The sequence below is a fragment of the Lysobacter sp. KACC 24251 genome (assembly GCF_057747755.1).
The window spans coordinates 2,335,023-2,360,734 of record NZ_CM173222.1 but is presented as its reverse complement, the minus strand read 5'-3'; the positions used below and the strand labels follow the sequence as shown (position 1 = coordinate 2,360,734).

Genomic DNA, 25,712 nt, shown 5'->3' with positions numbered 1-25,712 from the left:
ATCGTGTCCGGGAGGGGCGGCGGTTAATCCGCGCCGGAGGGCCGCACAGTTTACCGGCTTGTCCTGATCGTTGCGGCAAGGCCGGAACCGGCTCTCCGTCCCGTTTCGGGATCAATGACTTGGCAAATGCCCTCGGGAAGGGAGACACTCGGGCCGATGAAGGGGAGCATCCTGACTCTGGGGGCCATCGCGCTGCTCGCCACCGCCTCCGCGGTGGCCGGGACCGTGTACCGCTGCGAGACCGCCGATGGGGGCCGCAGCTATGTCAGCAAGCGGGTTCCCGGGGCCAAGTGCACTGCGGTGAGCGCCTACTCTGGCGCGCCGCGAGGCCGTCGGGCGTCGACCCCGGCACCTGTCTCCGTGGGCTCTGCGACACCCGCCAATCCGGTGGTCGGTTCGCCCGCCAGTGGCTCCACCAAGGTCGAAACCGCCGCCGCCACGTCCAGCCTGTCGACCCCGGTGGCCCCGGCGGCCCCGCAGCGGACTCCGTCCGGTAGCGGCCGTGTGGTGCGCGGGCAGGTCTACTCCTACATGAAGGATGGCGTCCGCCACTACTCCAGTCGCCCCCCTAGTGGCGGCGCGCGCGCGATGGCGGTCCGCACCATCAAGTACAGCTATATCGAGACCTGCTTCGCCTGCAGCGCCAAGCCCGGAGTGAATTTCGGCTCGGTCCGGCTCAACACCCACGCCTATCGCGACGAAATCCGTGCGGCGGCCAGCAAGTTCGGGGTGGACGAGGCGATCGTCCGCGCGATCATCCATGCCGAGTCCGCGTACAACCCGAACGCCCTGTCGCGGGTGGGGGCCCAGGGGCTGATGCAACTGATGCCGGCGACCGCGCGCCGCTTTGGCGTGGGCAACGCCTTCGACGCGTCGCAGAACATCCACGGCGGCGTCCAGTACCTGGCGTGGCTGCTCAAGCGCTTCAAGGGGGACCTGACCCTGGCGGCCGCTGGCTACAACGCCGGCGAGGGCGCGGTCGACAAGTACCGCGGCGTGCCGCCGTACAGCGAGACCCAGCGCTATGTGCAGCGCGTTGGCGTCCTCGCCGATCGCTACCGCAGCGCTGCCGGCGGGATGCAGTAGCCACGCGCCCGGCGACCCGTCCGGGCTAGCGATGTGTGACGCGGTTCGCCTCCGGACCGCAACCGACGGATACCGCGGATTGTCCTGCCGTTCACCGTTCCGTTACACTTCCCCGTCTTTTGAGCCGCGAGCCGTCGCCAGTGGCGGCGGCTTTGTGGTGAAACTTCGTTACTAAGCTTTGCGGAGTGCCGAATGGCCAACCAAGGGGTCAACGATCCTGTAAACACGGGACGCCGCCGCTTCCTGACCGCGACCACGGCTGTGGTCGGTGCGGTCGGGGCCGGCTTTGCGGCTGTGCCGTTCATCAAGTCCTGGAATCCGAGTGCCCGTGCCAAGCTGGCCGGCGCCCCGGTGACCGCCGACATCAGCGCCCTGGCCGAAGGCCAGCGCCTGATCTTCGAATGGCGCGGCCAGCCGATCTGGATCGTCAAGCGCTCCAAGGCGGTCCTGGATGCGCTTCCGACCCTGGACGGCATGCTGCGCGATCCCAAGTCCGACAACCCGGAGCAGCAGCCGGCGTACATCAAGGGCGAGCTGCGCTCGATCAAGCCGGATATCTCCGTGCTGGTCGGCCTGTGCACGCACCTGGGCTGCTCGCCGGAAATGAAGGCCGAGATCCGGCCGGAACCGTTCGACACCGAGTGGAAGGGTGGTTACTTCTGCCCGTGCCACAAGTCGAAGTTCGACATGGCTGGCCGCGTCTACCAGGGCGTGCCCGCGCCGACCAACCTGGTCGTGCCGCCCCACCACTATGCCGACGACAACACCATCATCATCGGCGTCGATCCGCAGGGGGCTGCGTAAGCCATGGCGAACATCCTTACCCGTACCGCCAATGGCGTGATGGACTGGGTCAACGAGCGTGCACCGGGCATGATGCCGATGTACCGCAAGCACATGACCGAGTACTACGCGCCGAAGAACTTCAACCTCTGGTACTACTTCGGCTCGCTGGCGATGCTGGTGCTGGTCAACCAGATCGTCACCGGCATCTTCCTGACGATGCACTTCAAGCCGTCCGCGGCTGAGGCGTTCTCGTCGGTCGAATACATCATGCGTGACGTGGAGTGGGGCTGGCTGATCCGCTACATGCACAGCACCGGCGCCTCGATGTTCTTCATCGTGGTGTACCTGCACATGTTCCGCGGCCTGATGTACGGCTCGTACCAGAAGCCGCGCGAGCTGGTGTGGATCCTCGGCATGCTGATCTACCTGGTGCTGATGGCCGAAGCCTTCATGGGCTACGTGCTGCCGTGGGGCCAGATGTCGTTCTGGGGCGCCAAGGTGATCATCTCGCTGTTCGGCGCGATCCCGGTCATCGGCAACGGCCTGGTCGAGTGGATCATGGGCGACTACCTGCCCGGCGATGCCACCCTGAACCGCTTCTTCGCACTGCACGTCATCGCGCTGCCGCTGGTCCTGCTGCTGCTGGTCGTGCTCCACCTGGGCGCGCTGCACGAAGTGGGTTCCAACAACCCGGACGGCGTGGACATCAAGAAGGGTCCGAAGGGCAACCGTTGGGATGCCAACAAGCCCAAGGACGGCATTCCGTTCCACCCGTACTACACGGTGAAGGACCTGGTGGGCGTTGGCTTCTTCCTGATGCTGGCCGCGTTCGTCATCTTCTTCGCGCCGGCATTCGGCGGCTGGTTCCTGGAGCATGACAACTTCACCGAGGCCAACCGCCTCGTGACGCCAGCCCACATCAAGCCGGTGTGGTACTACACCCCGTACTACGCGATGCTCCGCGTGATCCCGGACAAGCTGGGCGGCGTGATCGTGATGTTCTCGGCGATCGCCATCCTGTTCGCGGTGCCGTGGCTGGACCGCTCCAAGGTCAAGTCCTACCGCTACCGTGGCCTGCTGTCGTGGGGCCTGCTGCTGGCCTTCGCCGCGAGCTTCATCTGGCTGGGCAAGATCGGCGCCGGCCCGGGTACCGACCCGGTGGAAACCCAGATCGGCCGCGTGCTGACCTTCTACTACTTCGCTTTCTTCATCACGATGCCGCTGTGGACCAAGCTCGACAAGACCAAGCCGGTGCCGGAACGGGTGACGATGCATGACTAACGCAACTGTTTCGAAGCGGGTGTCCCGCTTCCAGAAGCTGGCGGTGTTCGCCGCCGGCCTGCTGGTCTCGGTCTCGGCCTTCGCGGCCGCGGGCGGCGACGTGCAGCAGGCGGGGACCGACCTCAATGACCGTGCCTCGCTGCAGCGTGGCGCCCAGCTGTACATGAACTACTGCTCGGGCTGCCACTCGCTGAAGTACCTGCGCTACTCGCGCATGGCCGAGGACCTGGGCCTCACCGAAGACGAGGTGATGAAGAACCTCAACTTCACCGGCGCCAAGGTCGGCGAGCAGATCCAGGTCAGCATGACCGAGGCGCAGGGCAACCAGTGGTTCGGCAAGCAACCGCCGGACCTGAGCCTGATCAGCCGCGTGCGTGGCAGCGACTGGGTCTACACCTACCTGAAGTCGTTCTACCTGGACGAGACCCGTCCGCTGGGCTGGAACAACAAGCTGTTCCCCAACGCCTCCATGCCGAACGTGCTGTGGGAGCTGCAGGGCCTGCAGCACGCCGAATTCGGCAAGCCCGACGCCACCGGTGAGCGCCCCGTGCTGGGTCTGACCGTGACCCAGGCGGGCGTGCAGAACGCTGAGCAGTTCGACCAGACCGCCCGCGACATCAGCGCGTTCCTCGAGTACGCCGGTGAGCCGGCTGCCCTCAAGCGCGAGAAGATCGGCGTCTGGGTGATCCTGTTCCTGGCCTTCCTGACGTTCCTGGCCTGGTTGCTGAAGCAGGAATACTGGCGCGACGTCGAACACTGACACCGTCCCAGCGCAAAGGCCCGCCTCGAGCGGGCCTTTGCACATCTGGCCCCGGCTGAGGGGGGATGTGGCAAATGTGGAAAAAGCGTTAGGCTCGGATGTTGGTGACTGCCCACACGGGGTGGGTGGCGTCCAGCGGCCGGCGGAATCCGGTCCACAGCGAGGTCGATGATGGCGGCTAGCCCACGAATGCGTAATGCCCTCACCCTGTTCTCCGCGACGGATTGCGTGTTGTCCCACCGCGTCCGCCTGGTCCTGGCCGCCAAGGGCGTCAGCTACGATCTGGTGCCGGTCGACCCGCAGAACCCGCCCGAAGACCTCGTCGACCTGAACCCCTACCACTCGGTGCCCACGCTGGTGGAGCGCGAGCTGGTGCTGTACGCCGCCAGCGTGGTCAGCGAGTACCTGGACGAGCGTTACCCGCACCCCCCGCTGATGCCCGTCGATCCGCTGTCACGCGCGCGCCTGCGCCTGGCGATGCTGCGCCTGGAAATCGACTGGGTGCCGCAGGTTCAAGCCATCCAGCTGGGCAACAAGGCGCAGGCCGATGCCGGTCGCAAGCGTTTGAAGGAACTGCTCACGGCTTCGGTGCCGCTGTTCAAGGCCTCGAAGTTCTTCCTCAATCCGGAAATGAGCCTGGCCGATTGCGCCATGGCACCGATCATCTGGCGCCTCAATGCGCTCGGCGTACCGTTGCCCAAGGATGGCAAGGCCATCGAGGATTATGGCAACCGCATCTTCCGTAGCCCTGGGTTCGCCCGCAGCCTGACCGAGCAGGAGCGGCGCCTGCGCGACCTGCCGGGCTGATTTACGCCCCATGCGGTGCATGATGGCGTCGCCGTGAACCGGTCGGCGACGCTACACTGCACCCATGACAGACCAGTTTCCGCCGATGACCAGCCATCGCCCGTACCTGCTCCGGGCACTTTACGAATGGATCGCGGACAACGGCATGACCCCGCACCTGCTGGTGGACGCGATGCGTTCGGGCGTGCAGGTGCCGCTGCATGCGGTCAAGGACGGGCGCATCGTGCTCAACGTCGCCGAGCGCGCCGTCGCGCGGCTGGAGATGACCAACGAGTCGATCCGGTTCAGCGCGCGATTTGGTGGCGTCAGCCATACGGTGTCGGTGCCGATAAGCGCCGTGCTCGCCATCTATGCGCGTGAAACCGGGCAGGGTATGGCCCTGCCCGAGGACATGGTGCCGGGCGACGCCGATGCGGACGCAGATGACGTTGTCAGCGGCGAAGAGGAAGTGCCTTCGGTCGCCCCGGCAGCCGGCCGCCCCACCCTCAGCGCCGTACCGGATGCCGCGGATGCGGACGATGGCGACGAAGGGGGCGACGACCCCGCCGGCCCCGATTCGCCCCGCCCTCGTCCCGGCGGTCCATTCCTGCGTGTGGTGAAGTAACCCGCGCTCAGCCGCCCGGCGGATTCAGCGTCACCGGCGCAGCATTCACCGGGCCGGTGAACGACACGAGTCGCTCGCCGCGCAGCACCATGCGTCCCACATGGCGATCGTCGCCGTGGATGGAGTAATCGAAGCGGAACGTGCGCTCCATGCCCAGCCAGCCGGTGTCGCGGCGGTACAGTCGCCAGGCGATGGCATGCACGCTCTGGTCCAGCCATTGCACGCCCGCGGCCCGGCACGCATCGCGGCCTACCGCCTCGGCCCGTTCGGCGGCCGCGCGATTCGCATTCCATAGTGAGACGACAATCGCAGTCGCGATCATCAGGATGATTAGAGTCGGCATGGGACTAATGTGCGGCCGCGGCGACACCGTCGCAAGCGGCGCATCCGTAATCGTCAGCAAGGGGGCTGCGAATCGATGAAGCTGGTCTTTCCAGGTGGTGAGCATCCGCAGGTGTTGTTGGGGCCCGGGGTCAATCGGGTGGGGTCGGATCCCGAAGCCAACGTGGTGATCAACCACCCGGGGGTGCAGCCGCAGCACTGCCTTCTGCATGTCACCCCAACCGGGGTCATGCTGGAGGTGCCCCAATCGGCCGAGGTCAGCGTCAACGGCCGGCCGGTGGACGGACTCATCTCCTTGCGTGCCGGCGATTCGGTGGCTTTCAAGGACGTGCAGGCGCGGCTGGCCGCGATCGAGCCGGCGGCCGCGGTGAAGAAACTGTCGGATCCGTGGCAGACCGATTCCTCGGCCAATGACGATCCGAGTGTGACGGCGGTGCGGCCGGTGGCGCCCAAGTTCGTGTTGCGCGGCACCGCAGGCCGCGCCTTTGGGCGCAGCATCCCGCTGTCGGGCGCCTTGACGGTTGGCCGCGGGCCCGAGTGCTCGCTGCGATTGGACGAGCCGGGGCTTTCGCGAGCGCATGCGCGGCTGCTGGCGACCGATAAAGGCGTTCAGGTCGAGGACGTAGGGTCCACCAATGGAACCTTCATCAATGGCAATCGGGTGCTACGCGGGGAAGCGCGCGTGGGCGACGAGATCGGCTTCGATACGATGCGCTTCCAGGTGTTGGCCTACGGCCAACCGGAACCGGGCAAGCGGCCGGGGCGCGGGTCGTCGGCCGAACCTTCGCGTCGCGCTTGGCTGATCGGAACGGCCGTGGCCATCGTGGCGGCAGCCGTAGTGGTGTTCGCGCTCATGTGAGTGCGAGCGCCCGGCCGATCAGGCGGGATCGGCGGGCGGCGGCCCCAGCTTGAGCGACAGGTCGATCGCGCGGACATGCTTGGTCAGCGCGCCGATCGAGATGCAATCCACCCCGTCCTCGGCGATCGCGCGCAGGCCGTCCAGGCCGACCCCGCCCGATACCTCCAGCGGAATGCGGCCGGCGGTGATGCGCACCGCCTCGCGCCGCGTGGCCGCGTCGAAGTCGTCGATGAGGATGCGATCGCAGCCCACCGCGAGCGCCTCTTCCAACTGTCCGAGGGTTTCGACCTCAACGATCAGCGGCAGCGCGGGATGGAGGGCGCGCGCGGCATGGACGGCACCGCTGAGCGACCCCGCCGCACGGATGTGGTTTTCCTTCAGCATCACCGCGTCGTACAGCCCCATGCGGTGGTTGACGCCACCGCCCACGCGCACGGCGTATTTCTGCGCCTGGCGCAGGCCGGGGATGGTTTTGCGGGTGTCGAGGATGTGGGCGCGCGTGCCGCGCACGGCTTCCACATAGTGCGCAGTGGTCGTGGCGGTGCCGGACAACGTCTGCAGGAAGTTGAGTGACGCGCGTTCGGCACTGACCAGCGAGCGGGCGCGACCCTGCAGCGTGGCCAGTACCGTGCCCGCGCGCACGCGGTCGCCTTCGGCCACGCGCCAGTCGATGCGAATGTCCGGGTCGAGCGCGCGATGGCAGGCATCGAACCAGGCACGCCCGCACACGACGGCGTCTTCCTTGCACAGCAGATATGCGCTGTCGGCCACGTCTGGCAGCAGGGCGGCAGTGGCATCGCCATCGCCCACGTCTTCGGCCAGGGCGGCGGCCACGTCGGATTCCACCACGCCCGCCGGCGGCGGGGCGATGACGGCGGGACCTGCCTGGCCACCCCCGGCCGGGCCGGCGACAGTCTCCGCGTCGTGGTCAGGCTGGCCCATGCTCATGCCCCGGGGAAATCGGCGATCTGCCCGGTCGCCATCGACTCTTCCACCAGCAATACCGGAATGCCGTCGTCCACGCGGTAGACGGTCTTACGGTCGCGGGTGACCAGGGCCTCACGCACGACTTCGGCCTGGGGGCTGCCGTCGCCGCGTAGGACGCCGCCGGCCTGGATGCCGGCATTCAGGGCCTCCAGGCCGCGGCTGTCGAGCAGGGCGAGCGGCTGGCGGGTGGCCGGGCAGACGAGCAGGTCGAGCAGTTTGCGGTCCATACGGTGAAGCTCTGGCGGAAGGCCGGTAGAATACCGTTTTGACGCAAGGGCCAGCCATGACCCCCCCTGACAACGCTTCCCCGCCGCTGGTCGGCATCGTGATGGGTTCGCGCTCCGACTGGGAGACGATGCAGCACGCGGCGGCCAAGCTCGAAGCGCTTGGCGTGCCACACGAGGTCCGCGTGGTGTCCGCGCACCGCACGCCGGACGTGCTGTTCTCCTACGCGGAAACCGCCGCCAATCGCGGCCTGCGGGCCATCATCGCCGGCGCCGGTGGCGCCGCCCACCTGCCGGGCATGCTGGCGTCCAAGACCGCGGTGCCGGTGCTGGGCGTACCGGTGCAGAGCAAGGCGCTCAATGGCATGGATTCGTTGCTGTCGATCGTGCAGATGCCGGCGGGCATCCCGGTGGGCACCTTTGCCATTGGCAACGCCGGCGCCGCCAATGCGGCGCTGTTCGCCGCCGCGATGCTGGCGCATGACCACCCGGCGATCGGCACCGCCCTGGCGGCGTTCCGCCAGAAGCAGACCGATGACGTCGCCAGCAACGACGATCCGCGTCGTTGATCCCGTCCGACGGCACCGCCGACGAGCAAGACCCAGAGCAAGACGTGATGAGCACTCCTGATTCCCCCATGACCACCGTCGGCATCCTGGGCGGCGGCCAGTTGGCGCGCATGATGGCGTTGGCCGGCGCACCGCTGGGCCTGCGCTTCCTCGTGATGGACAACGTCGCCGATGCCTGCGCCGGCCAGTTCGCGCCGATGGTGGTGGGTGATTACACCGACGAAGCCGCGTTGGCCGAGTTCGCCTCGCGCGTGGACGTGGCCACCTTCGACTTCGAAAACGTGCCGGCTGAATCGGCGCAGTGGCTGACCGATCGCGTGCAGGTGTTCCCCAAGCCGCGCGCGCTGGCCACCGCGCAGGACCGGCTCGCGGAGAAGACGCTGTTTCGCGAACTGGGCATTCCGGTGCCGCCGTTCGCATCGATCGATACCCGCGAGCAGCTGGACGCGGCGGTGGCTGTGATCGGCACGCCGTGCATCCTCAAGACCCGCCGCCTGGGGTACGACGGCAAGGGGCAGTTCCGCATCAAGTCCGCGGCCGATGTCCCCGCGGCGTGGGACGCGCTGGGCGCGCAGGCGGGCAAGGTCGGACTGATCCTGGAAGGCTTCGTGGCGTTCCAGCGCGAATTGAGCGTGGTGGCCGTGCGCGGTCGCGACGGTGAGTTCCGCGCCTGGCCGCTGACCGAGAACTGGCACGTGGATGGCGTGCTGTCCGCCAGCCTCGCCCCCGCCCAGGTCGATGACGCGGTGGCCGCCACCGCCATTGACCATGCGCGAAAGCTGGCGGAGGCGCTGGACTACGTTGGCGTGTTCGCACTGGAGCTTTTCTGCCGTGACCGCGAGCTGCTGGCCAACGAGCTGGCGCCGCGCGTCCACAACTCAGGTCACTGGACCATCGAAGGCAGCGAGACCAGCCAGTTCCAGAATCACCTGCGTGCCGTGCTCGGGCTGCCGCTGGGCGATACCCGCATGGTCGGCGTGGCCTGCATGCTCAACTGGATCGGCGCCATGCCCGACGCCACCCCCGTCCTGGCCGAGGCCGGTGGCCATTGGCACGACTACGGCAAACAGTCGCGCGAGGGCCGCAAGGTGGGCCACGCGACGCTGCGGGCGGACTCGGCTGAAGAGCTTGCGGCCGCGCTGGTTCGGGTGGGTGGGGCGCTGAAGCGTGAGTCCCAGGTAATGCCCGTGGTCCGCGCGCTCGACGGTCAGCTGGCGGCCACTTCAGTTCACGCTGCGCGTTGATCCGCGCCGCCCTCGTCCCAAGCAAACGGCCGGGTTTCCCCGGCCGTTTGTGCGTCGGGCAAGCGCCGTCGCTTATTTCATCTGCGAAGCGACGAAGTCCCAGTTGACCAGGTTCCAGAAGGCCTCGACGTACTTCGGACGGGCGTTGCGGTAGTCGATGTAGTAGGCGTGTTCCCACACGTCGCAGGTCAGCAGCGGGGTGTCGTCGCCGGTCAGCGGGGTGGCGGCGTTGGAGGTGCTCACCAGCGCGAGCGAACCGTCCGGGCGCTGCACCAGCCAGCCCCAACCCGAGCCGAAGGTGCCAACGCTGACCTTGGTGAACTCTTCCTTGAACTTGGCGAAGTCGCCGAAGGCCTTGTTGATGGCATCGGCCAGCTTGCCCACCGGCTCGCCGCCGCCATTGGGCGACAGGCAGTTCCAGTAGAAAGTGTGGTTCCACACCTGGGCGGCGTTGTTGAACATGCCGCCCTGCGACTTGCGGATGATGTCCTCCAGCGACATGTCGGCGAACTCGGTGCCCGCGATCATGTTGTTGAGGTTGGTCACGTAGGTCTGGTGGTGCTTGCCGTAATGGAAGTCGATCGTCTCGGCCGAGATGTGCGGCTCAAGCGCGGTGCGATCGTAGGGGAGGGCAGGCAGTTCAATGGCCATGAGAGGCTTGCTCCTTGCAGCAGGGGCTGGCGGTTGGGGGCGCGGGGTGGGCAGAACCCGGGTCCGCGGGGGGGATAACGATTAGAATGGGCATTCTATCCCCATGCGTCGTTGCCTGAACGTCAATTGGGGGCAACGCACCTTTGCAGGAGTCGCACCATGTCCGTGATGGACCGGATCAAGGCCGAGGTTGAGGGCCATCCCATCGTTCTTTTCATGAAGGGCACTGCGCAGTTCCCGATGTGCGGGTTCTCCAGCCGCTCCGTACAGGCACTGAAGGCGGCCGGCGCCACCCAGCTGCACACCGTCAACGTGCTGGAAGACCCGGAGATCCGCGCCAACCTGCCGCGCTACTCCAACTGGCCGACCTTCCCCCAGCTCTTCATCAACGGCGAGTTGATCGGGGGCTGCGACATCACCCTGGAGCTGTTCGAGTCGGGTGAGCTGGGACGCATGGTCAGCGAAACGCAGGCGCAGTGAGCACTGCGCCGATGACGGAAGCCGCATTGGCCGGCCGCGTTGTGCTGGTGGCCGGCGCGCACGGTGGCCTTGGAAGCGCCGCCTCGCTGGCCTGCGCGCGCGCGGGCGCCACGGTGGTGCTGCTGGGGCGCAAGCTGCCCAAGCTCAACCGCTTGTACGACGCGCTGGCCAACGAAGGCCCGGAACCCCTGCTGTATCCCTTGGACCTGGAAGGCGCGTCCCCCGATGACTATGCCGAGATGGCCGAACGCATCGAGGCGGAGCTGGGTCGGCTGGACGGGGTGCTGCACTGCGCCGCCGAGTTCCGTGGGCTGACCCCTCTGCTGCAGACCGATCCGGCAGCCTTTGCACGTGCGCTGCATGTCAACCTGACCGCGCGCTGGTGGTTGTCGCAGGCCTGCCTGCCCCTGCTCGCCAAGGCGTCAGACGCGGCACTGGTGTTCACCGTGGACGACCTGTCCCGGGTGGGCCAGGCCTATTGGGGCGGATACGGCCTTGCCCAGCACGGCCTGTCCGCGATGGTGGGCATGCTGCACGCCGAGCTGGCCAACTCCCGCGTGCGGGTGGCGGGCCTGCAGCCCGGGCCGATGCGCACCCCGCTGCGCAGCAAGGCCTATGTCGAGGCGAACGACCGCCAGGCCCGGGATCCCGCCGCGTACGCGGGCGCCTGTGTCACCCTGTTGTCGTCCGAGGGCGCGACCCATCGCGGCACAGTCTGGGCCCCCCAGCCCTGACCGTAATGCTGGTCCGCCTGGTCGCATCCGACGGATCCCCTCTCGCTGTTTCCTGATCTGCCAGCACGAGCCATCCACCGATGACGATTGCGTCCGCCGCATTGCTGCTGTTCCTGATCCTGGACCCGTTGGGCAACGTGCCGGTGTTCCTGAGCCTGCTGCGCGGGCTGCCGCCGCGGCGCCAGCGGATCATCGTGGCCCGCGAGCTGCTGATCGCGCTGGGCGTACTGATGGTGTTCCTGTGGGGCGGCAAGTACGCACTCGAACTGATGCACCTGCGTCAGGAATCCGTCTCCATCGCCGGTGGCATCGTGCTGTTCCTGATCGGCATCCGGATGATCTTCCCGCCGCCCGAAGGGCTGATGGGCGAGATCCCGGAAGGGGAGCCATTCATCGTGCCGATGGCCATCCCGCTGGTGGCCGGCCCCTCCGGCATGGCAGCGGTGATGCTGATGGGCAGTAACGAGCCCGCCCGTCTGGGGGACTGGAGCCTGGCCCTGGTCATCGCATGGGGTGCCACGGCGGCCATCCTGCTGTCGGCGACGTATCTCTACAAATGGCTGGGCTCCCGCGTCCTGACCGCCGTCGAGCGGCTCATGGGCATGCTCCTGGTGGCGATCTCAGTGCAGATGTTCCTGGATGGGCTGGGCACGTATCTGCAGATATCGGCTCCGTAACCAGTTGATTTAGAAACGAAATGTTAGCGAAGCGCGTGACTCGGCAGCCAGTCCGGCGGTCACTGCGCGGGTGCACTGACAGGACCATGCCGTTTTTTTGACGGCGGTCATGAATCGGAAACACATCCGGGTCAGTATGTTAATCTGTCATTAACCCGGCGCGGATTGCTCGGGGGTGGGGCAGCTGAATCGTCTATGGGCCGTGCGCGATTTCGGGGGCGCGGGCCGTGCTTTGTCGAACTCAATAAATGCATCGAGGCCAGTTTTCATGACCGACAAGAACCGTGTTCGTATTTCCAGACTCACCCTTGGGCTCCTTGCGGCGCTCGCTGCTGCCCCCGCGTTTGCACAAAGCACTTCCGCCGGCGTTGGTGGCCAGGTCGTGGGTGCCGACGGTCAGCCGGTTGCCGGCGCCGAGGTCACCATCGTTCACACCGAATCCGGCACGGTCAGTCGCACCACTACGGATGCCAGCGGCCGGTACACCGCGCGCGGCCTCCGCGTGGGCGGCCCCTACACCATCACCATCACCAAGGCCGGTGCGGGTGCGAACTCCAAGGACGACGTATATCTCAACCTCGACAAGGTCAATACCGTCGATATTGGGTTGAACAATGACGTGACGACCGTCGAGTCGATCCAAGCTGTGTACGCGGGCGGTTCCGAGGTGTTCAGCGCCACCAAGATGGGCGCCGGCTCCAACGTGACCCGGGAGCAGATCGAGGCGTTCCCGTCCATCGAACGCAACCTTCAGGATTACGCGCGCCTTGATCCGCGCGTCAGCCAGACCGATAAGTCGCGCAACGAGATCTCCGTTGGCGGCCAGAACCCGCGTTTCAATGCCATCCGCGTGGATGGCATTAGCACAAACGACGCTTTCGGCCTGGAGTCAAACGGCCTGCCGACCCCGCGCCAGCCCTTCTCGATGGACGCCATCGATGAAATCTCGGTGGACGTGGCCAACTACGACGTCACCATCTCGGGTGGTACCGGCGGCGTCATCAACGCCGTCACCAAGTCGGGCACCAACCAGTTCCGCGGCTCGGTCTACGGCCTGTACCGCGACAACAGCATGGTGCGCGAGAACGAGAACGGCACCGACTACTCCGGCTTCGAGGACGAAACCACCTACGGCATGACCTTCGGCGGCCCCCTGCTCAAGGACAAGTTGTTCTTCTTCGTGAATTACGAGAAGTATGAGCAGAGCGCGGGCGGCCCCACTTCGGGTCCCGTGGGTTCCGGTGCCACCAACATCGTCAACATCACCCAGACCCAGATTGACGAGATTCGAGATATTTCGCGGACGGTGTATGGGTTCGACCCGGGTCCGTACGCGGCCAGCGGTGCCGACACGACCGGCGAGGAATATGGCATCAAGCTGGACTGGAACATCACCGATGACCAGCGCTTCAGCCTCCGCTACGGCACCTCGGACCAGAGCGTCGCGGTGTTCCCCGGCTTTGGCACGCGCAGCATCGCGCTTGACTCGTACGCCTACCAGCGTGACTACAAGTTCGACACCTACACCGCCCAGTTGTTCAGTGACTGGACCGACAGCTTCACGACTGAAGCCAAGGTGTCGTACCGCGAATATTCGGCTGTCCGCGCCCCCAATTCCTTCCTGCCGGCCATTTCGGTAGCGGTGCCGACCGGTCCGACCTCGGATGCGACGATCAATTTCGGCACCGAGGAGAACACCCACGCCAACATCCTCGAAACTGAGACGTTGAACGCGTTCTTTGCCGGCAACCTGTTCGTGGGCGACCACACTCTGAAATTCGGCTTCGACTACGAAGACAACGACATCTACAACCTGTTCGGACGCCGCACCAACGGTGTCTACAGTTTCACCAATGTCGCCAACTACCGTAACGGCCGTCCGAGTTCGTATCGCCTGTTCTACCCGGCGGCCGGCAACATGGACAACATGGCTGCCGTCTGGGGCCTGAAGAACGTCGGCGTGTTCGTGCAGGATACGTGGGCGGTGAACAACAACCTGACCTTGACGTTCGGCCTTCGTTGGGACAAGCCGATGGTCGATTCCGAGCCCACCTACAACGCGGCGGCGGAGGCGGCGTTCGGATTCGACAACAGCGCCACGATCGACGGCAATGACCTCGTGCAACCGCGCTTTGGCTTCAACTACACCTTCGACAGCGACCGTCCCACGCAGCTCCGCGGTGGTATCGGCCTGTTCCAAGGCGCGGCGGCCAACGTGTGGCTGTCCAACCCGTTCACCAACACGGGCTTCGGCTATATCGACTACAACCTGTCCAGCGGCTTCCCGCTGACCGCGGCCTGCATGCAGGTCGGCCAGCGTTGCTTCGATGCCGACCCCGCTGACCAGATCAACCTGATTCCCGCCGGTTCGCGCCAAGGCACGCAGTCAATCGACTTCGTGGACCCCGAGATGGGCCAGCCGTCCGTGTGGAAGGCCAACCTCGCGTTCGACCACGAGTTGCCGTGGTGGGGCGTGGTTGGTTCGGCGGAGCTGATCCTCACCCAGGTCAAGGAAGGTCTCTACTACCAGCACCTCAACCTGGGCGCCCCGACCAAGGTTGGCCAAGACGGTCGCCTGATGTATTGGAATACCGCCGGGTATGACCGGACCAACTGGAACCAGTTCGGTGCCCAGCCCACGGGCCGCCGCGTGACCAACCGAGCGGGGGCGAATTCGGCATTCAGCGACGCCATCATCGCCAGGCCGACCAACAAGGGTGAGTCCCAGCAGCTGACCGTTTCCTTGAACAAGCCGTTCAATGAAAGTGACTGGATGTGGATGCTGTCCTACACCTACACCAACGCCGACGAGGTCAGTCCGCTGACCAGTTCGACGTCGGGCTCGCAGTGGGGCAACAACTCGGTCTTCAATCCGAACGAGGCAGTCGCCGCAACCTCAAGCTACGAGATTCGTGACCGCTTCACCGCGGCGATCAGCTGGAGGCACTCGTTCTTCGGCAACTACTTTACCAACGTCTCGATGTTCTACGAGGGCCGTTCCGGTCGTCCCTACAGCTACGTGTTCGACAATGATGCCAATGGCGATGGCCGCTTCGGCAACGACCTGCTCTACATCCCGTCGGCTCCTGGCGACGTGCTGTTTGGCTCGGCAGCCGAGGAAGCGGCGTTCTGGAACTTCGTTGCCAGCGACGAGTACCTGAGCGCCAACCGTGGCCGCGTGGCCGAGCGCAACGGTGCGCGTTCGACCTGGGTCAACCAGTTCGACATCCGCGTGTCGCAGGAACTGCCGGGCTTCTGGGACGGCCACAAGTCCGAGATCTGGCTGGACGTGCTTAACGTCGGCAACCTGCTCAACAAGGACTGGGGGCGCATCGAGGAAGTGCCATTCCCGGCTGCTCGGGGCGTGGTTGAGTACGGTGGTGTAGATCCGACCACGGGCAAGTACATCTACCGGTTCAACACCCCGGATGCGTTGAACATCTACGACGATCGCGCCATCTCGCGCTGGTCGCTGCAGGTGGGCTTCCGCTACAAGTTCTGATCGGCTAGCCGACAGTCGGTTCAACGAAGCGGCCGGGGGAAACCCCGGCCGTTTTCTTTTGGCAACCCGCCTGCGCTACATTCACTGCATGAACAACGACAGCCAACCCGTTACCGCATCCCGCCCCACCGTCCTCCCTACCGAAAGTACCCGCATCTACCCCCGCGGCGGTCTCGACGTGCTCTCCCGTGAAGAAGTCGCCCGGTTCCGGGATGCCTCGACCGGCATGCATGACCTGCTGCGGCGCTGCGCCCTGGCGGTGCTGACGACGGGCAGCACGTCCGATGACCCGCGTGCAGCGCAGGAGCTGTACCCGGAGTTCGACATCGAGGTGCACCAGCAGGACCGAGGCCTGCGCATCGACCTGCACAACGCGCCCGCCACCGCCTTCGTGGATGGCGAGTTGATCCGCGGCGTGGCGGAGCTGCTGTTCGCGGTCGTGCGTGACCTTGCCTATACCGCCATCGAACTGGTCGAAGAAGGTGGGCGTGACCTCGGCTCGAGCACGGGCCTGACGGATGCCGTGTTCGACCTGCTGCGCAACGCGCGCACGCTGTTCCCGACCGACCCGAACCTGGTCGTCTGCTGGGGTGGCCACTCGATCTCGCGCGACGAGTACGTGTACACCAAGCAGGTAGGCTATGAGCTGGGCCTGCGCGGGCTGGACATCTGCACCGGTTGCGGTCCAGGAGCGATGAAGGGGCCCATGAAGGGCGCGACCATCGCCCACGCAAAACAGCGCAAGCACCGCCCACGCTACATCGGGATCACCGAGCCGGGCATCATCGCCGCGGAGTCTCCCAACCCGATCGTCAACCACCTGGTGATCATGCCCGATATCGAGAAGCGCCTTGAGGCCTTCGTTCGCATCGGCCACGGCATCATCGTGTTCCCAGGCGGGGTGGGCACGGCGGAGGAGATCCTGTACCTGTTGGGCATCCTGCTGCGGGAAGAAAATGCGCATGTCCCGTTCCCGCTGATCCTGACCGGACCGACCGCGTCGGCGCCGTACTTTGAGCAGATCGACAGGTTCCTGCGGCTGACCTTGGGGGAGGCCGCCACTTCACGTTACGAGATCATCATCGCCGACCCGGGTGCGGTCGCGAAGCGGATGATGGCCGGCATCCGCAAGGTGCGCGACCACCGCATCACGCAGAAGGATTCCTTCTTCTTCAACTGGTCGCTGGACATCCCGTTGGCGTTCCAGCAGCCGTTTGTGCCCAGTCACGAGGCAATGGCGGGTCTGGACCTGCACCGCGGTCGCAAGGCGCATGAGCTCGCGGCCGACTTGCGACGCGCGTTCTCCGGCATCGTGGCTGGCAATGTGAAGGAGGACGGGATGCGCCGCATCGAGGCGCACGGGCCGTTCGAGATCCATGGCGACAGCGAAATGATGCATTCGCTGGATGCGCTGCTCCGGGCGTTCGTGGAGCAGCGCAGGATGAAGATCGCTGGGGACTACCGGCCGTGTTATCGGGTGGTGGCGTAAGCCATCACCAGCAATTGGTCGGCGTCTTGGAAATGGCGCCGGCCGCGTTGACCAGGCTCAGCGTCCCACACTTGTCGTTGGCTTGGTCCCCTTGGGGGGCGGCCTGCAAGGTGTAGCCGGTAGGGCCAGTGCCGGTCAGCGTGAACGTGTAATGGCCGTTGTCGAGCCCGGACGGTAGTGAATAGGTCGCAAAGGACGCGTGGTCCACGCGATAGCGTTCCATCGCAAGTTGCTGGTTCTGGAGCGTCGTAAGCGCCTCCGTGCGTCGGCTCTTGCGAATCTGACCGCTATAAAGTGGGACCGCGATCGCAGCCAGAATGCCAACAATGGCCACAACCACCATCAACTCGATTAGCGTGAAGCCCCTGATCTTCATGTGGTGCATTGGCGAGCCCTGCGTGTTGGTACTGATTTGAGATGGTAGACGGTGGCAGCCCTGAGCATAAGTGGGGTACTGGTCGTTCGTCCCGCTACAGGCGCCGCCCGTCCGGACTTCGTTGCCCCCCCCTAATCGGGGGCGCTAGATTCAGCTGGCGGCGCTGTGCCTACCGACGCAGGGCGCAATGGAGTGGCAGATGCGATTTCGTTCTAATGGTTTCACCCTGGTCGAGTTGATGGTGACGATCGCGGTGCTGGCGATCCTCTTGGCCATTGCTGCGCCATCTTTCAGCGACACCGCCGAGCGGCGTGCCTTGCAGGGCACCGCAGACAGTGTGGTCGCTGTGATCGGGGCCGCGAAGTCAGAGGCCGTCAAGCGCAATGCGCTCGTCAAGGTTGACTTCAAGGCGGTGGGTACCGGCTTCTGTGTTGGGGCGGGGATAGTCGCGACTGCGTCTGCCGCGGGCTGCGATTGCTCTACCACCACGTGCCCCTTGGGCAGGTTTCCGTCCAATGGCAATGAGTTGCGCACCGTGAAGCTCACCGAAGCGGCCAAGTTTGGTTCGGCAACTTCGTTCGTGATTGACCCACGCACCGGAATGCTGGCCGATGATAGCTCAGCGGGCAGCGTCAAGCTGGAGGTTCCGCGGGGCTATGGATTGGAGATCAAAGTGAATTCGATGGGCCGCGCCAGCCAATGCGCCCCGAGCGGGAAGAAGGCGCTGCCGGGCATGGGGGCATGCTGAACATGCGCAAGAGCAACCACAAAGACGTCCGGGGTTTCTCCCTCATCGAGATGATGGTGGCGCTGGTCGCCGGCATGATTGTCATTGGTGCCGTTTTGGCCTTCACGGTTTCCATGCTTCGGTCCTACAACGAGAATATTCGCTCCACGCGCCTGACCCAGGACCTGCGGGCGGCCATGGGGCTTGCTGTGCGCGAGGCCAGGCGAGCTGGCTACGATCGTTCGTCGGTACAGCGTGTCATGACTGACAATGCTCCCTTGCCGAATCTTGGGGCGCTGGCGGTTTCGTCAACCGGAAACTGCTTCACCTATCTGTACGACCGAGGCAACAGCACGGCGTCGCGCCAGAACCGTGCGATCCGCTGGAACTCCACCGCCGGAACGTTGCAGATGAAGACGGCTGACGCCGCGGTGACGTGCACTGACACGAGCGGCTGGGAGGATGTCTCAGACCCCGCAGTCGTCAATATCACCGGATTCAAGGTGGTGGAGCGCAAGAGCCCGTTCTGCGTCGACATCCATAAGACCAAGGACCCGGTGAGCGGTAGTGACGTTTACCTACGCGCTGAAGGTCTTGTGCGAAATCTTTCGTTCTGCGTGCGAGGCACCCTCCGCAGCGACGCGACCATTGTGCGATCGATTGCCGATTCCGGCCGCACCCGCGCAGAGGTCGTCAATTTCCTCAAGAACCAGGCTACCGGGTGTCCAACGACGCCTGCCGTGCCCGACACCATGAAAACTTCCGCGGAACTGATTTCTGACTGTGGGGTGAGCCCATGAATTCGATCCAGCTGACTCCCCGTCGGCGCCAGCGTGGTGTATCCACCCTGCTGATCGCGATGCTGCTGTTGGCGATACTGACAGTCATCGCCATCTTTTCGGTCAATGTAGGTCTTTTCGAGCAACGTACGTCGGGTAATGAGTACCGATACAAACTCGCTTTCCAGACGGCTGAAACCGGCATCAACCAGTCGATCGAGTACCTGCGCGGCAACACTCGGTCGATGCTCTCTACTGCGTCCGGGGGTTGGCTGCCGCCCGCCACTACTGCGCGCTGGCAAAGCTGCACCGATCCACTTCCCACAGGAATGGCGCTGGACCCTTGTCTGGCCGAATCCGACAGTACTCGCCGCGCCAACATGTTCCGCTATGTCGGTAGCACCAATGGCGTGCTGCCTGTTTCGAGCATGATGAGCGGTGCCGCCTCGATCACAACGTCGGGCGGCGCGGCGAACTTCGCGACGAGCTACCAGTCGTTCGCCACCCTCTGTCGTCTCGACATGACGATCCCCGAGAAGCCCGTGTGTTCGTCGGCGCCGACCAATGAGGGCACGTTCTACGTCACCATTGTGTCTCGTGGCCAGTTGACTGACGAAAGTGCGGAGGCCGTCGTCAAGCAGTCGTTCGGAACCTTCCGCTTGCTGGGTGCCGTGCCTGCCGCACCGCTAATCGCGGCGGGTACCGCGACCGGACTTGGCAACGCGCAGATTGTTCCTAACCCTGACGCCGGTGGGTTCAGTGTGCCGGTATCGATCTGGTCGTCCGGTAACGCAAAGATTGACCAGGCCAGCTTTGCCTCCTGCCAACTCGGTGAGTGGCTGGCGAACTATGGCACTCCGGCACCAACGTCCGCGGATCTTCTGGATGGGGTCTGCAAGTCCTGTACCTGCAATGGACTTTGTCCCGGTTACGGACTGCTCAGTGGTGATGCCAAGTCCTGCGCGATCGCCAAGGACAAGATCGAGGGCGAGGACATCCTGGACAAGGATTCGCATTACAGCGACGCCAGCCCCAAAGTGCGCGACAGCACCAACTTCCCCACGGACTTGTTTGAGTACGTCTTCGACGTTCCGTCCGCCCAGGCTGATGACTACCTTGCGAAGTACGCCAAGCCATTAGCCGATTGCGCTTCGTTGAATGCGACGAGCGAGGGTCTGTACTGGTACAAGGGAACGGATTGCAAGCTCGGCACCGATGTAGGCAGTCTGCAGTATCCCGTCGTACTGGTTAGCGACGGGGTTGTGACCCTTTCGGCCAATAGCACCTACTTCGGAATTCTTTTCGTACGAAGCAAGGCGGGTACGGGTGAGCTGCTCAAGGCCAGTGGCGGTGGCCAGGTGTACGGATCGGTGATTCTGGAGGGCGAGGCGAGCATCGCAGGCAATCCCACCATCGTTTACAACAAGGCAGTTCTACAGAATATCTCCAACTCTCCGGCCTTCGTCCGCTATGGGCCAATCCCGGGCTCCTGGTCGGATCGCTACCAAGACGCGAGCGCAACGCCATGAAGAACATGCTAAGTGGACCGCGTGGCCGAAAGGGTTTCAGCCTGATTGAGGTCATGGTTGCGGTTGTCATTCTCTCGTTCGGCCTTCTAGCCTTGGCAGCGCTTCAGGCGAGCCTGTTTCGCGCCGGTGCTGAATCGAAAGCGCGTGAGAGCGCGAGTGCGATTGCTCAACAGGTAGTTGAGGACGCTCGGACGTTCGCATTTGTGACGCCACCGACCGGGTATTCGGGCTATACCTACCAGGGGCTCGATACCGCGAATCTGGGGACGACCACTGTCGGCGGCGTGGAGTTCACGACCACCAGGACAGTGTCGCGGTGGGTAAACGCAACCGGTACCACCACGTTCCAGGCGAATTCCGCGACAACGGGTGCAGTCACTTCGGGTATCCCGGAGTTCAAGATGGTTACGGTTTCCGTCTCTTGGGCGGATGAGGCAGGCACTACCAAGTCGGTGGAAATCAAGGACGCGATCGCCGCGATTGCCCCGTCTGACGCCGCCCAGGTGGCCAAGAAGCCCGGTGATGGCCCTGAAGCACCCCAGGTGCGGATCGAGCCGCCCAACAAGGACAACCCGCAGGTCGTTCCCATTGCCGTCGGTGGCGATCAGTCGTCCGCGAGCTCAAACCCGAAGCCGCAGCAGTTCGTGCAGGACGTTTCGGCGGCCACGGTGTTCAGTGTGATGACGTTCACCGGGAGTTCTTCCGCGCAAGAGGTGTTGCTCAACCGCAAGCTTGACGTCGCCGCGGTGAGTTGTGTCTGTTCGGCCGGGGGCGTCAGTACGACCGCCAGTCCCAAGTACCAGCCAACCGTGTGGAGTGGCCTGCAACTGGCCTATTTGCAGCCGAAGACGGCTCCGGTTGGGTCGAAGGTAGGCACCCCAGTCGTGTCGAACTCGACGCCTGAAATCAAGGAAATGTGCACCGTTTGCTGCCGCGACCACCACGATGGGGCGTTGAATGATGCACCTACGCGGAGCAACCCACGCACGGATCCCTGGCGTCTCTATACAGCCGCTGAAATCGCCGCCAAGGAAGAGCATTACGGCTATCCTCCGAGCTCCGGCAATGGATTCCAGCTGGAAGTGCTGCGCCCGCTGGGCGAAGAAACCTCGAACCGCTACATCGACTCGTGCCAGTTGATTCGCGTGGGCGGACGTATGCGACTAGCGGTCGATCCGCAGCAAAGCAATCTGCTCGTAACGCCGATCAGTGGCACCAGTTATGTCGTCCCCAGCTTTGTGGACAATTATTCCAAGTTCGTGACGGCCTCGGTCGCGGCGGGGATCACCCAGATCGCTCCGACGACGTCCAAGTACCCCTCGCCAGCCCAAGCATTCCCGGTGTTCACTGTGGGCTCCAGCGATGGCTTGCGACTTGCTTCACCCATTACCTTGAGTAATCCGGGCACCACACCGGATCGCCAGAGCCTGATCGCGTTCGGCCTGTATGTGGATTACCTGACTCCCGAAACGTTGGCGGCATACAAGTGTGCCTACGGTACGAAGCAGGATCCGGAACCAACTGGTTGCGAGGGGCAGACCCAGCGCAATCCGCTTGAAACAATTCCCTTCTATGCGGTGAACGTGGCGAACCTCGGGGAGTGGCGCTCACGCGTTCCCGAGGCCATCAGGGCCCAGAACACGCTCTACACCGCGCGCGGCCTCGTGGCTTCGGATGGTGGTCTTGTGCGGTCCAACGCTGCGGCGGCCGGTAGCACGATCCCCGTCACCTTGCGCATGAGTGCCAGTGCGTCCGGCCTGGCGAGCACCTTCCCGGTCGATCCAGACGACGCGCGTAGCGCGAATTTCCGGGAAGACTCGCAGGATTTCTCACGCAGCGGCGGCGACACCGGTGTCAAGGCGTACTCCGTGGTCATGAAGGTGGAGATCGCGGACAGCACCAATCTGTCCAAGTACAACTTCGACCAGCCCAACTCGTCCAAGGTCACGTGTGAAGGCCGCTTCAGTGTCGTCTGCACAGTGAGTTACAACGCTTCGAAGCCCATCACCTCAGAGATCCAGATCAGCAATTACAACTCTGAGGCGGCAAATGATGCCGTGATCAACCGTAGGGTCTGCATCTCCAACAGCCAGCCAGGTGTCCTGGCGAGCGTAACGGGTGACGGCACCATCGGCGAGGGCGTCACCCTCACGATCCCGAGCACCTTTGACACACTGGGATTGGCGGTAGTCGACGGGAGTTCCTGTCCGACCGGCTACTACTGATCCACGTGTCGAGCGAGGGGTGGGTATGCCGCCCCTCAGCGTCTCCCTCGGGATGCGCAATGCTTCTGGAAGCACAAAAAAAGCCTGCATCGCTGCAGGCTTTCTTCTTGAATCTTGGCGCCCGAAGTTGGACTCGAACCAACGACCCCCTGATTAACAGTCAAGTGCTCTAACCGGCTGAGCTATTCGGGCGGGGACGCATATCCTAGGAGGACCGGGGCGACAGGTCAATAGGCTTTCAAACGCCATAGGCGCACTGTTGGGCCGCCGCTGCCGTCGGGCGACCCCAACGCATCCGGCCATCATTGGCCAGCACGAAGGTGACGGCCTTGTTGGCGCCGCGTTCGTCGCACAGGGTAAAGGTGACGTTCGAACCGGCATTGCTGCCATTGGGCTGGAAGATGAGCCGGGTCCGCCCCCCCGTGGTCCATAGCCTCACGCCCCCCGCGAGCGCCCGTTGGCGATGGATCACCGGCTCATTGGCGTCCCGCCGCCGGTTGCCATTAAGGTCCGCAAACAGCGCCCATCCTCCGCTCCAGTTGGTGGTGTCGGAGCAACCTTCCACCGTCTCGCCGAGGGGACGGCAAAGGACCACCTCGGTCCCGGCCAACGCCGAGTGGCGGACCGCCGCCATGATCGTTTCCAGCATTTCCGTCCGGGCTGCGCTGGCATGGGCGGAGGCGCGTGCCGCCTGCCAGGACGGAATTGCGACGCCCGCAACCACGGCCACCACTGCCATCGCGACCATCGCCTCCACCAGTGTGAATCCCCTCGCTTCCTTGCGCATTGCCATCTCCTTTTGACTGGCGACAGCTTCCCGGCTGGCGTGGCTGATAGGTATCGGGCATGAACGCATCCCGAGGTAAGAAAGTTCCGACCGGCACCCTCGGAATCCGTCGCGTTACACTCATCGGTCGCCACCATGTATCGCCACATGAACGATCGCACCACCCTCGATTCCCGCCTGGAAGGCCAGTTCCAGCTGGTGGCGCCCTACGAGCCAGCAGGCGACCAGCCGCCGGCCATCGATCGCCTGGTAGCTGGTTTCGAGTCGGGACTGGCGCACCAGACCCTGTTGGGGGTGACCGGCTCGGGCAAGACCTACACCATCGCCAACGTGATCCAGCAGGTGCAGAAGCCCACTCTGGTGATGGCACCCAACAAGACCCTGGCGGCGCAGCTTTACGGTGAGTTCAAGGCGTTCTTCCCGCATAACGCGGTGGAGTATTTCGTCAGCTACTACGACTATTACCAGCCCGAGGCATACGTGCCGTCGTCGGACACCTTCATCGAGAAGGACAGTTCGGTGAACGAGCACATCGAGCAGATGCGCTTGTCGGCAACCAAGGCGCTGCTGGAGCGCCGCGACGCGATCATCGTGTGCACCGTGTCGGCCATCTATGGCCTGGGCGATCCCAACGAATACTTCCGCATGGTGTTGCACATGGTGCGCGGAGAGCGCATCGACCAGCGCGAGTTGATCCGCCGACTGACCGAGATGCAGTACGCCCGCAACGACACCGAGCTTCGGCGCGGCACGTACCGCGTGCGTGGCGAGGTGATCGACGTGCACCCCGCCGAAAGCGACAGCGAAGCCGTGCGCATCGAGCTTTTCGATGGCGAGATCGAGTCGGTGACCGCGTTCGACCCGCTCACCGGCGAGACGCTGCGCAAGCTGCCGCGCTACACCATCTACCCGAAGTCACACTACGTGACAACGCGCCGCACCGTGCTCGACGCGATCGAGGCGATCAAGGAGGAGTTGCGGGTCCGGCTGGAGCAGTTGTACGCCGCCAACAAGCTGGTGGAAGCGCAACGGTTGGCCCAGCGCACCCAGTTCGACCTCGAAATGCTGGCGGAAGTGGGCTACTGCAACGGCGTGGAAAACTACAGCCGCCATCTCACCGGCCATATGCCGGGTGAGCCGCCACCCTGCCTGTTCGACTACCTGCCGCCCGACGCGTTGTTGGTGGTCGATGAGTCGCACGTGACCGTGCCGCAGATCGGCGCCATGTACAAAGGCGACCGCTCGCGCAAGGAGACCCTGGTTGAGTTCGGTTTCCGCTTGCCGTCGGCGCTGGACAACCGCCCGCTGAAGTTCGAGGAGTGGGAGGGACGCTCCCCGCGCGCGATCTTCGTGTCCGCCACGCCCAGTCAATACGAGCTTGAAAAGTCCCAGGGTGAAGTGGTTGAGCTGGTGGTGCGCCCGACCGGTCTCGTCGACCCCGAGGTCGAGATCCGGCCGGTCGGAACGCAGGTCGACGACGTACTGGGCGAGATCAATCTCCGCGTGGCGCAGGGCGATCGCGTCCTGATCACCACGCTGACCAAGCGCATGGCGGAGAACCTTACCGAGTACCTGGGCGAGCACGGGGTAAAGGTGCGCTACCTGCACTCCGACGTGGACACCGTGGAGCGTGTGGAGATCATCCGCGACCTGCGACTGGGCAAGTTCGACGTGCTGGTGGGCATCAACCTGCTGCGCGAGGGCCTGGACATGCCGGAAGTCTCACTGGTGGCGATCCTGGACGCCGACAAGGAGGGCTTCCTGCGCTCTACCGGCTCGCTCATCCAGACCATCGGTCGCGCGGCCCGCAACGTGCGCGGCAAGGCCATCCTGTACGCCGACAAGATCACGCGTTCGATGCAGGCGGCGATCGACGAGACCGACCGCCGCCGCGCGAAGCAGGTCGAGCACAATCTGGAGCACGGGATCACCCCCAAGTCCGTGCACCGACCGGTGGTGGACATCATGGAAGGCGCGCGCGCCGAGCCGGATGCCGCCAAGACCCGCGGCAGGGGGCGCAGGGTGGCAGAGGAGACGCTCGACTACGCCACCTTGCCGCCGGCCCAGATCGCTGCCCGCATCAGGGAGCTGGAGCAGAAAATGTACCAGCATGCCCGCGATCTGGAGTTCGAGCAGGCGGCCGCGGTGCGGGACGAGCTGCGCAAGCTCAAGGACGCCGAACTGGGCGCCTGAGCCGGCATCCCGGC

At 64.6% G+C, this 25,712-nt stretch carries 25 protein-coding genes and 1 tRNA gene; 19 read left to right on the top strand and 7 right to left on the bottom strand.

Annotation, left to right across the window (positions count from 1 at the left end; all coding sequences use genetic code 11):
* Positions 1-156 precede the first annotated feature (156 nt).
* The 6 genes from AC3ARF_RS11075 to AC3ARF_RS11050 all read left to right on the top strand — a co-directional run bounded on the left by AC3ARF_RS11075 (position 157) and on the right by AC3ARF_RS11050 (position 5,324).
* The gene (locus AC3ARF_RS11075; protein WP_498927903.1) at positions 157-1,086 is read left to right on the top strand and encodes a lytic transglycosylase domain-containing protein; all 930 of its coding nucleotides are present in this window, start codon (positions 157-159) and stop codon (positions 1,084-1,086) included.
* Positions 1,087-1,278: 192 nt separating this feature from the next.
* Positions 1,279-1,890, top strand: a complete 612-nt coding sequence (gene petA / locus AC3ARF_RS11070; RefSeq protein WP_498927901.1) for a ubiquinol-cytochrome c reductase iron-sulfur subunit — start codon at positions 1,279-1,281, stop codon at positions 1,888-1,890.
* Positions 1,891-1,893: 3 nt separating this feature from the next.
* Positions 1,894-3,153, top strand: a complete 1,260-nt coding sequence (locus AC3ARF_RS11065; protein WP_498927900.1) for a cytochrome b — start codon at positions 1,894-1,896, stop codon at positions 3,151-3,153.
* Entirely contained in the window at positions 3,146-3,913 is a 768-nt protein-coding gene (locus tag AC3ARF_RS11060; protein WP_498927898.1) for a cytochrome c1, read from the top strand. The genes AC3ARF_RS11065 and AC3ARF_RS11060 overlap by 8 nt, the downstream gene beginning before the upstream one ends.
* Before the next feature lie 171 nt (positions 3,914-4,084).
* Entirely contained in the window at positions 4,085-4,720 is a 636-nt protein-coding gene (locus AC3ARF_RS11055) for a glutathione S-transferase N-terminal domain-containing protein (RefSeq protein WP_498927896.1), read from the top strand.
* 64 nt (positions 4,721-4,784) lie between these two features.
* Complete coding sequence (locus AC3ARF_RS11050) at positions 4,785-5,324, top strand: ClpXP protease specificity-enhancing factor (RefSeq protein ID WP_498927894.1); 540 nt, start codon at positions 4,785-4,787, stop codon at positions 5,322-5,324.
* A 7-nt stretch (positions 5,325-5,331) separates the two neighbouring features.
* Here AC3ARF_RS11050 and AC3ARF_RS11045 read toward each other — a convergent pair whose 3' ends face one another.
* Positions 5,332-5,667, bottom strand: coding sequence for a DUF3301 domain-containing protein (locus tag AC3ARF_RS11045; protein ID WP_498927892.1), 336 nt, complete (start codon positions 5,665-5,667; stop codon positions 5,332-5,334).
* Between the two features lie 75 nt (positions 5,668-5,742).
* On the opposite strand from AC3ARF_RS11045, the gene AC3ARF_RS11040 reads away from it, so the two are divergent.
* Entirely contained in the window at positions 5,743-6,525 is a 783-nt protein-coding gene (locus AC3ARF_RS11040; protein WP_498927890.1) for an FHA domain-containing protein, read from the top strand.
* 18 nt (positions 6,526-6,543) lie between these two features.
* On the opposite strand, the gene nadC is transcribed toward AC3ARF_RS11040, so the two are convergent.
* Together nadC and AC3ARF_RS11030 are read right to left on the bottom strand one after the other, a co-directional pair.
* Entirely contained in the window at positions 6,544-7,467 is a 924-nt protein-coding gene (gene nadC, locus AC3ARF_RS11035; protein WP_498927889.1) for a carboxylating nicotinate-nucleotide diphosphorylase, read from the bottom strand.
* Positions 7,468-7,469: 2 nt separating this feature from the next.
* Positions 7,470-7,739, bottom strand: a complete 270-nt coding sequence (locus AC3ARF_RS11030) for a Trm112 family protein (RefSeq protein ID WP_498927887.1) — start codon at positions 7,737-7,739, stop codon at positions 7,470-7,472.
* A 56-nt stretch (positions 7,740-7,795) separates the two neighbouring features.
* On the opposite strand from AC3ARF_RS11030, the gene purE reads away from it, so the two are divergent.
* Both purE and AC3ARF_RS11020 read left to right on the top strand, forming a co-directional pair.
* On the top strand, positions 7,796-8,305 hold the full coding sequence (gene purE / locus AC3ARF_RS11025) for a 5-(carboxyamino)imidazole ribonucleotide mutase (protein ID WP_498927885.1): 510 nt from the start codon (positions 7,796-7,798) through the stop codon (positions 8,303-8,305).
* Between the two features lie 68 nt (positions 8,306-8,373).
* Entirely contained in the window at positions 8,374-9,549 is a 1,176-nt protein-coding gene (locus AC3ARF_RS11020) for a 5-(carboxyamino)imidazole ribonucleotide synthase (protein ID WP_498927883.1), read from the top strand.
* Between the two features lie 72 nt (positions 9,550-9,621).
* Here the strand turns inward: AC3ARF_RS11020 and sodB are convergent, their stop codons facing one another.
* On the bottom strand, positions 9,622-10,200 hold the full coding sequence (gene sodB / locus AC3ARF_RS11015; protein WP_498927881.1) for a superoxide dismutase [Fe]: 579 nt from the start codon (positions 10,198-10,200) through the stop codon (positions 9,622-9,624).
* A 159-nt stretch (positions 10,201-10,359) separates the two neighbouring features.
* On the opposite strand from sodB, the gene grxD reads away from it, so the two are divergent.
* The 5 genes from grxD to ppnN all read left to right on the top strand — a co-directional run bounded on the left by grxD (position 10,360) and on the right by ppnN (position 17,082).
* On the top strand, positions 10,360-10,680 hold the full coding sequence (gene grxD, locus AC3ARF_RS11010) for a Grx4 family monothiol glutaredoxin (protein ID WP_498927879.1): 321 nt from the start codon (positions 10,360-10,362) through the stop codon (positions 10,678-10,680).
* Positions 10,681-10,691: 11 nt separating this feature from the next.
* Complete coding sequence (locus tag AC3ARF_RS11005) at positions 10,692-11,414, top strand: SDR family NAD(P)-dependent oxidoreductase (protein WP_498927877.1); 723 nt, start codon at positions 10,692-10,694, stop codon at positions 11,412-11,414.
* Between the two features lie 80 nt (positions 11,415-11,494).
* On the top strand, positions 11,495-12,091 hold the full coding sequence (locus tag AC3ARF_RS11000) for a YhgN family NAAT transporter (protein WP_498927875.1): 597 nt from the start codon (positions 11,495-11,497) through the stop codon (positions 12,089-12,091).
* Positions 12,092-12,359: 268 nt separating this feature from the next.
* Entirely contained in the window at positions 12,360-15,593 is a 3,234-nt protein-coding gene (locus AC3ARF_RS10995; protein WP_498927873.1) for a TonB-dependent receptor, read from the top strand.
* Positions 15,594-15,681: 88 nt separating this feature from the next.
* Complete coding sequence (ppnN, locus tag AC3ARF_RS10990; protein ID WP_498927872.1) at positions 15,682-17,082, top strand: nucleotide 5'-monophosphate nucleosidase PpnN; 1,401 nt, start codon at positions 15,682-15,684, stop codon at positions 17,080-17,082.
* A gap of 4 nt (positions 17,083-17,086) precedes the next feature.
* Here the strand turns inward: ppnN and AC3ARF_RS10985 are convergent, their stop codons facing one another.
* Complete coding sequence (locus AC3ARF_RS10985) at positions 17,087-17,458, bottom strand: type IV pilin protein (RefSeq protein ID WP_498927869.1); 372 nt, start codon at positions 17,456-17,458, stop codon at positions 17,087-17,089.
* 199 nt (positions 17,459-17,657) lie between these two features.
* Between AC3ARF_RS10985 and AC3ARF_RS10980 the strand changes: the two genes are divergently transcribed.
* The 4 genes from AC3ARF_RS10980 to AC3ARF_RS10965 are packed head-to-tail and all read left to right on the top strand — an operon-like array spanning position 17,658 to position 22,718.
* Positions 17,658-18,206, top strand: a complete 549-nt coding sequence (locus tag AC3ARF_RS10980; RefSeq protein WP_498927867.1) for a GspH/FimT family pseudopilin — start codon at positions 17,658-17,660, stop codon at positions 18,204-18,206.
* The gene (locus AC3ARF_RS10975) at positions 18,200-18,985 is read left to right on the top strand and encodes a PilW family protein (protein WP_498927866.1); all 786 of its coding nucleotides are present in this window, start codon (positions 18,200-18,202) and stop codon (positions 18,983-18,985) included. Before AC3ARF_RS10980 ends, AC3ARF_RS10975 begins: the two co-directional genes overlap by 7 nt.
* Positions 18,982-20,493: a PilX N-terminal domain-containing pilus assembly protein gene (locus AC3ARF_RS10970; RefSeq protein ID WP_498927864.1), complete on the top strand. Its 1,512-nt coding sequence runs from the start codon at positions 18,982-18,984 to the stop codon at positions 20,491-20,493. Before AC3ARF_RS10975 ends, AC3ARF_RS10970 begins: the two co-directional genes overlap by 4 nt.
* On the top strand, positions 20,490-22,718 hold the full coding sequence (locus AC3ARF_RS10965; protein WP_498927862.1) for a type IV pilus modification PilV family protein: 2,229 nt from the start codon (positions 20,490-20,492) through the stop codon (positions 22,716-22,718). The genes AC3ARF_RS10970 and AC3ARF_RS10965 overlap by 4 nt, the downstream gene beginning before the upstream one ends.
* Positions 22,719-22,833: 115 nt before the next feature.
* Here AC3ARF_RS10965 and AC3ARF_RS10960 read toward each other — a convergent pair.
* Both AC3ARF_RS10960 and AC3ARF_RS10955 read right to left on the bottom strand, forming a co-directional pair.
* Positions 22,834-22,910, bottom strand: a tRNA-Asn gene (locus AC3ARF_RS10960).
* 46 nt (positions 22,911-22,956) lie between these two features.
* Positions 22,957-23,505: a GspH/FimT family protein gene (locus AC3ARF_RS10955; RefSeq protein WP_498927860.1), complete on the bottom strand. Its 549-nt coding sequence runs from the start codon at positions 23,503-23,505 to the stop codon at positions 22,957-22,959.
* A 177-nt stretch (positions 23,506-23,682) separates the two neighbouring features.
* Here AC3ARF_RS10955 and uvrB point away from each other — a divergent pair, with 177 nt between their 5' ends.
* Entirely contained in the window at positions 23,683-25,698 is a 2,016-nt protein-coding gene (uvrB, locus tag AC3ARF_RS10950; RefSeq protein WP_498931841.1) for an excinuclease ABC subunit UvrB, read from the top strand.
* Positions 25,699-25,712 lie beyond the last annotated feature (14 nt).